General features: G+C 67.2%; 4 protein-coding genes. 2 read left to right on the top strand and 2 right to left on the bottom strand.

Annotated elements, in window-relative coordinates; translation table 11 throughout:
• Together K9U40_RS21805 and glyS are read left to right on the top strand one after the other, a co-directional pair.
• On the top strand, positions 1-915 hold a 915-nt coding region (locus K9U40_RS21805), incomplete at its 5' end, for a glycine--tRNA ligase subunit alpha (RefSeq protein ID WP_282892212.1).
• Positions 916-980: 65 nt separating this feature from the next.
• On the top strand, positions 981-3167 hold the full coding sequence (glyS, locus tag K9U40_RS21800) for a glycine--tRNA ligase subunit beta (protein WP_282892211.1): 2187 nt from the start codon (positions 981-983) through the stop codon (positions 3165-3167).
• A 99-nt stretch (positions 3168-3266) separates the two neighbouring features.
• Here the strand turns inward: glyS and K9U40_RS21795 are convergent, their stop codons facing one another.
• On the bottom strand, positions 3267-4358 hold the full coding sequence (locus tag K9U40_RS21795; RefSeq protein ID WP_282892210.1) for a TRAP transporter substrate-binding protein: 1092 nt from the start codon (positions 4356-4358) through the stop codon (positions 3267-3269).
• 288 nt (positions 4359-4646) lie between these two features.
• Positions 4647-5531: Mrp/NBP35 family ATP-binding protein (locus tag K9U40_RS21790; protein WP_282892209.1), on the bottom strand; the 885-nt coding region annotated here is incomplete at its 5' end.

Here is a 5531-nt window from a genome sequence, read left to right as displayed (position 1 = left end):
CTTCCCGCCCACATGCGGCCCGACCGTTCCTTCCAGGCCCTGCTGCTGACCCTTCAGCGCTTCTGGGCGGACCAGGGCTGCGTGGTCCTCCAGCCCTACGACATGGAAGTGGGCGCCGGCACCTTCCACCCCGCCACCACCCTGCGCGCGCTGGGGCCGAAGCACTGGAAGGCGGCCTATGTGCAGCCCTCCCGCCGCCCCAAGGACGGCCGCTATGGCGAGAACCCCAACCGCCTCCAGCATTATTACCAGTTCCAGGTGATCCTGAAGCCGTCGCCGGACAATCTCCAGGAGCTGTACCTGAAGTCGCTGGAGGCCATCGGCGTGGACCTTCGCCTGCACGACGTGCGCTTCGTGGAGGACGACTGGGAGAGCCCGACGCTGGGCGCCTGGGGCCTCGGCTGGGAATGCTGGTGCGACGGCATGGAGGTGTCGCAGTTCACCTACTTCCAGCAGGTGGCCGGCTTCGAGTGCGCCCCCGTCTCCGGCGAGCTGACCTACGGGCTGGAGCGCCTCGCCATGTATGTGCAGGGGGTCGAGAACGTCTACGACCTCAACTTCAACGGCCGCGAGGGGCCTGAGAAGACCACCTATGGCGACGTGTTCCTGCAGGCCGAGCAGGAATATTCGCGGCACAATTTCGAGGCCGCGGACACCGACATGCTGTTCCAGCAGTTCCGCATGGCCGAGGCCGCCTGCCACAAATACCTCGCCGCCGGCGACCGGGGCGAGACGCACGAGATGGCGCTGCCGGCCTATGACCAGTGCATCAAGGCCTCCCACGTCTTCAACCTGCTCGATGCGCGCGGCGTGATCTCGGTGACCGAGCGGCAGAGCTACATCCTGCGGGTGCGCGAGCTGGCGAAGGCCTGCGGCGCCGCCTGGCTCAAGACGGCGGCCGGCGGGGCGGCCTGACAGGCCCCCTCCCCACCGTCCCTTCCGCCCACCCCTTTTGCCGTGCGCGGCCAAGATCGAACCCCATGCCCGACCTTCTCATCGAACTCTTCTCCGAGGAAATCCCCGCCCGCATGCAGGCCCAGGCGGCCGACGCGCTGAAGAAGCTCGTCACCGACGCCCTGGTGGAGCGGGGCCTGCTCTATGAGGGCGCGAAGGCCTTCGTGACGCCGCGCCGGCTGGCGCTGGCGGTGCACGGCCTGCCCGGCCGGCAGGCGGACCTGAGGGAAGAGAAGAAGGGCCCGCGCGTGGGCGCGCCGGAGGGGGCCATCGCCGGCTTCCTGAAAAGCGCGGGGCTTTCGTCCCTCGATCAAGCGCAGGTGCAGTCCGACCCCAAGAAGGGCGACTTCTACGTCGCCGTGGTGGAAAAGGCCGGCCGCCCCACCCCGGAGGTGATCGCCGAGATCGTGCCCGCCATCATCCGCAGCTTCCCCTGGCCCAAATCCATGCGCTGGGGCTCGGGCTCCCTGCGCTGGGTGCGGCCGCTGCATTCCATCCTCTGCACCTTCGGGGCGGAGGGGGACGAGCCGGAGGTGGTGCGGTTCGAGGTGGACGGCATCGTCTCCTCCAACGTCACCTATGGCCATCGCTTCCTGGCCCCCGCGCCCATCACGGTGAAGCGGCTCGACGACTGGATGGCCAAGCTTGAGGCCGCCAAAGTGGTGGCCGACCGCGACCGGCGCAAGGCCATCATCCTCAATGACGCCAAGGACCTGGCCCTCGCCTCGGGCCTTGAGCTGGTGGAGGACGAGGGCCTTTTGGACGAGGTGGCGGGCCTCGTGGAATGGCCCGTGGTGCTCATGGGATCGTTCGAGGAGCGCTTCCTCGACATCCCCGACGAGGTGATCCGCGCCACCATCCGCGCCAACCAGAAGTGCTTCGTGCTGAAGAACCCGGCCACCGGGCGCCTCGCCAACCGCTTCCTGCTCATCTCCAACCTCGTGGCGAGCGACGGCGGCGCGGCCATCGTGGCCGGCAACGAGCGCGTCATCCGCGCGCGGCTCTCCGACGCCAAGTTCTTCTGGGACACGGACCGGGAGAACGGGCTCGAGATCAACATGCCCAAGTTCCAGTCCATCACCTTCCACGAGAAATTGGGCTCCCAGGCCGAGCGCATCGAGCGCATCCGCCGCCTCGCGGTGGAGATCGCGCCGAAGGTCAACGCCGAGCCGGCGCTGGTGGAGGAGGCGGCACTGTTCTGCAAGGCGGACCTGCTCACCGAGGTGGTGGGCGAGTTCCCCGAGCTTCAGGGCCTCATGGGCCGCTATTACGCCGAGGGCGAGGGGCTGGCGAGCGAAGTCGCCGCCGCCTGCGAGGAGCATTACAAGCCGCAAGGCCCCGGCGACCGGGTGCCCACCGCGCCGGTCTCCATCGCCGTGGCGCTGGCCGACAAGATCGACACTTTGGTGGGCTTCTGGGCCATTGATGAGAAGCCGACGGGATCGAAGGACCCCTATGCGCTGCGCCGGGCGGCTCTGGGGGTGATTAGGATTGTGCTGGAGAATGGGCTGCGGCTTCACCTTGCCGGGATAACATCTCCATTATTCGAGGCGATCGACATTGCGCGCTTGAGTGCCGATGTCGCTGCACGCCAAGCGAAAATCAATGAACTGGGGACGGGCGCGGCCGCAGGTGCAACCACCATTGCTCAGACAAGGTTCGGTGACTTCAGCGTCGATGAACGTGCCATCGACCTCCTCTCCTTCTTTGCCGACCGGCTGAAAGTCCACCTGCGCGAGCGCGGGGCGCGCCATGATCTGGTGGATGCCGTCTTCGCCCTTGAGGGCCAGGACGACCTGTTGCTCGTCGTCCGCCGCGTGGAGGCCTTGGCCCGCTTCCTCGATACCGAGGACGGCAGGACCCTTTTGGCCGGCTATCGCCGCGCGGTGAACATCCTGCGCATCGAGGAGAAGAAGGACGGCCGCGCCTTCACCGGCCCCACCAATTCCACCCTGCTGAAGGCGCCGGCCGAGGAGCGCCTCGCCGCCGCCATCGAGGATGTGAAGCACCGCGTCGCCACCGCCGTGCAGGCGGAGGACTTCGCCGCCGCCATGACCGCGCTGGCCGACCTGCGCGCCCCCGTGGACGCCTTCTTCGAGGCGGTCACGGTGAACGATCAAGACCCCGCCTTGCGCGAGAACCGCCTGAAGCTGCTGGACGAAATCCGCGCCGCCACCCGCGGCATCGCCGATTTCGACCGCATCGAGGGATAGAGCGCGCGCCGATCGGATCCGGCTCCAGGATCCGGCTCCAAGACAAAAAGGCCCCGGAGCAACGCTCCGGGGCCTTTCTTTCAGCTGAAAGCGGACGGATCAGCCGCGGGTGCGCGCGCGCACCATGAAGTCGTCATAGGTGAACTCGACGATCTGCCACCACAGATAGGCGTTGTTGCGGAACACCTTCACGTCCTCGTAGATCTTCTTGAAGTCCTCGTTCTTGGCAGCGATTTCGTCATAAAGCTGGTGCGCGGCCTTGTAGGCGGCATCCATCACGTCGCTGGGGTAGCGGCGCAGCTGGGTGCCGGCCTTCACCAGGCTCTGCACCGCGACGGGGTTCTTGGCGTCGTAGCTCGCCAGCATGTTCTCATTGGCCTGTGCCATGGCGGTGACGAGCGCCGCGCGGTAGGCCTTCGGCAGCTCGTTGAGCTTGTCCTGGTTGACGAAGAAATTGAGGGCGGCGGAGCCCTCCCACCAGCCGGGGAAGTAGTAATACTGCGCCACCTTGTAGAGGCCGAGCCGCTCGTCGTCATAGGGGCCGACCCATTCGGCGGCGTCGATGGTGCCCTTTTCCAGCGCGGGATAGATGTCGCCGCCGGCGAGCTGCTGCGGCACCACGCCGAGCTTGGCCAGCACCTGCCCGCCGACGCCGGCGATGCGCATCTTCAGGCCCTGCAGGTCGGCCACCGACTTGATTTCCTTGCGGAACCAGCCGCCCATCTGGCCGCCGGTATTACCGCCGGGGAACATCACCACCCCGTACTTCTTGTAGAAGTCGTTCATCAAGGTCAGGCCGTTCCCGAACAGGAACCAGGCATTGATCTGGCGGGCGTTGAGGCCGAACGGCACGGCGGTGCCGAAGCCGAAGGTCGGGTCCTTGCCCACATAATAATAAGACGCCGAATGGCTCATCTCGACGGTCTTGTTCTGGGTGGCGTCCAGCGCCTGCAGGCCGGGGACGATCTCGCCCGCCGCGAACACCTGGATCTGGAACTTGCCGTCGGTGATCTCGGACACCTGCTTCGCCATCAGCTCGGCGGCGCCGTAGATCGTGTCCAGGGACTTGGGGAAGGACGAGGTGCAGCGCCACTTCACCTCGGGCGCCGACTGGGCGATGGCCGGCATGGCCACGGCCGCGGAGGCGGCAGCGCCGGCACCAGCGGCGGTCAGGAAATCACGGCGTTTCATGAAGGGCTCCCTAGACATGCATCTTTGGCGGCGCAGCCTCTCGTCGGGGCTCGCGTACCGTTGTTCTAGAGCACCCCATCGGCGGCTGGCAACGCATGCCGAGGGGATCGGGACCGCTCTCATGCTAAAGTTACGCAAGTTTGGCCGTACGCGCGGGGCGCGCGGGTCCTTTTTAGCGCCGGGTCCGTCATGGCCAAACCGTCTGGCCAAACCGTCTGGCCAAACCGTCTGGCCGAACCATCTGGCCGAACCCTCATGGCCGGGCGGCCCCGGCCATGAGGCCCGCTTTCACTCGATGACGATGCGCGGGGCCTGCTTGCTGGCGGCGGTGACGCGATCCAGCGCCGCCTTCACGCCCTCGGCCACGTGGCGATAGGCCTGCGCCTGCGGGCTCTGCGGATCGGACACCACGATGGGCAGCCCGGCGTCGGACATCTCGCGGATGCGCATGTTGAGCGGGATTTCGCCCAGGAAGGGCACGCCCATCTTGTCCGCCTCGGCATGAGCGCCGCCATGGCCGAAAATGTCGGACCGGCCGCCGCAATGGGGGCAGATGAAGTGGGACATGTTCTCCACCACGCCGAGGATGGGAATGTTCACCTTCTCGAACATGGCGACGCCGCGCCGGGCGTCGATGAGGGCGAGGTCCTGCGGGGTGGAGACGATCACCGCGCCGGCGAGATTCACCTGCTGGGCCATGGTGAGCTGGGCGTCGCCGGTGCCGGGGGGCATGTCCACCACCAGCACGTCGAGGGGCCCCCACTTCACCTCCTTCAGCATCTGGGAGATGGCGGACATGACCATGGGCCCGCGCCAGATCATCGGCGTCTCCTCCTCCACGAGGAAGCCGATGGACATCAGCTGGAGGCCGAAATTCTCCAGCGGGATCATGGTTTTTCCGTCCGCCGTGGTCTCCGGCTTCTGGGCCACGCCGGAAAGGCGCGGCACCGAGGGGCCATAGATGTCGGCATCGAGCAGGCCCACCTTGAGGCCCATGTCGCGCAGGGCAAGGGCCAGGTTGATGGAGGTGGTGGACTTGCCCACGCCGCCCTTGCCCGAGGCCACCGCGATGATGGAGGCGACGCCCGGCACCGAGATGCCGCGCGGGGCCGGCGCGCCATGGCCATGTCCGTGCGCGTGGGGCGCGGGGGCGGGCGTCGCCTCCATCATCGC

Origin of the sequence: Xanthobacter autotrophicus, from assembly GCF_030015065.1 — a bacterium.
Taxonomy (GTDB): Bacteria; Pseudomonadota; Alphaproteobacteria; order Rhizobiales; family Xanthobacteraceae; genus Xanthobacter; species Xanthobacter autotrophicus_D.
This window is presented reverse-complemented; position numbering and strand designations above follow the sequence as displayed.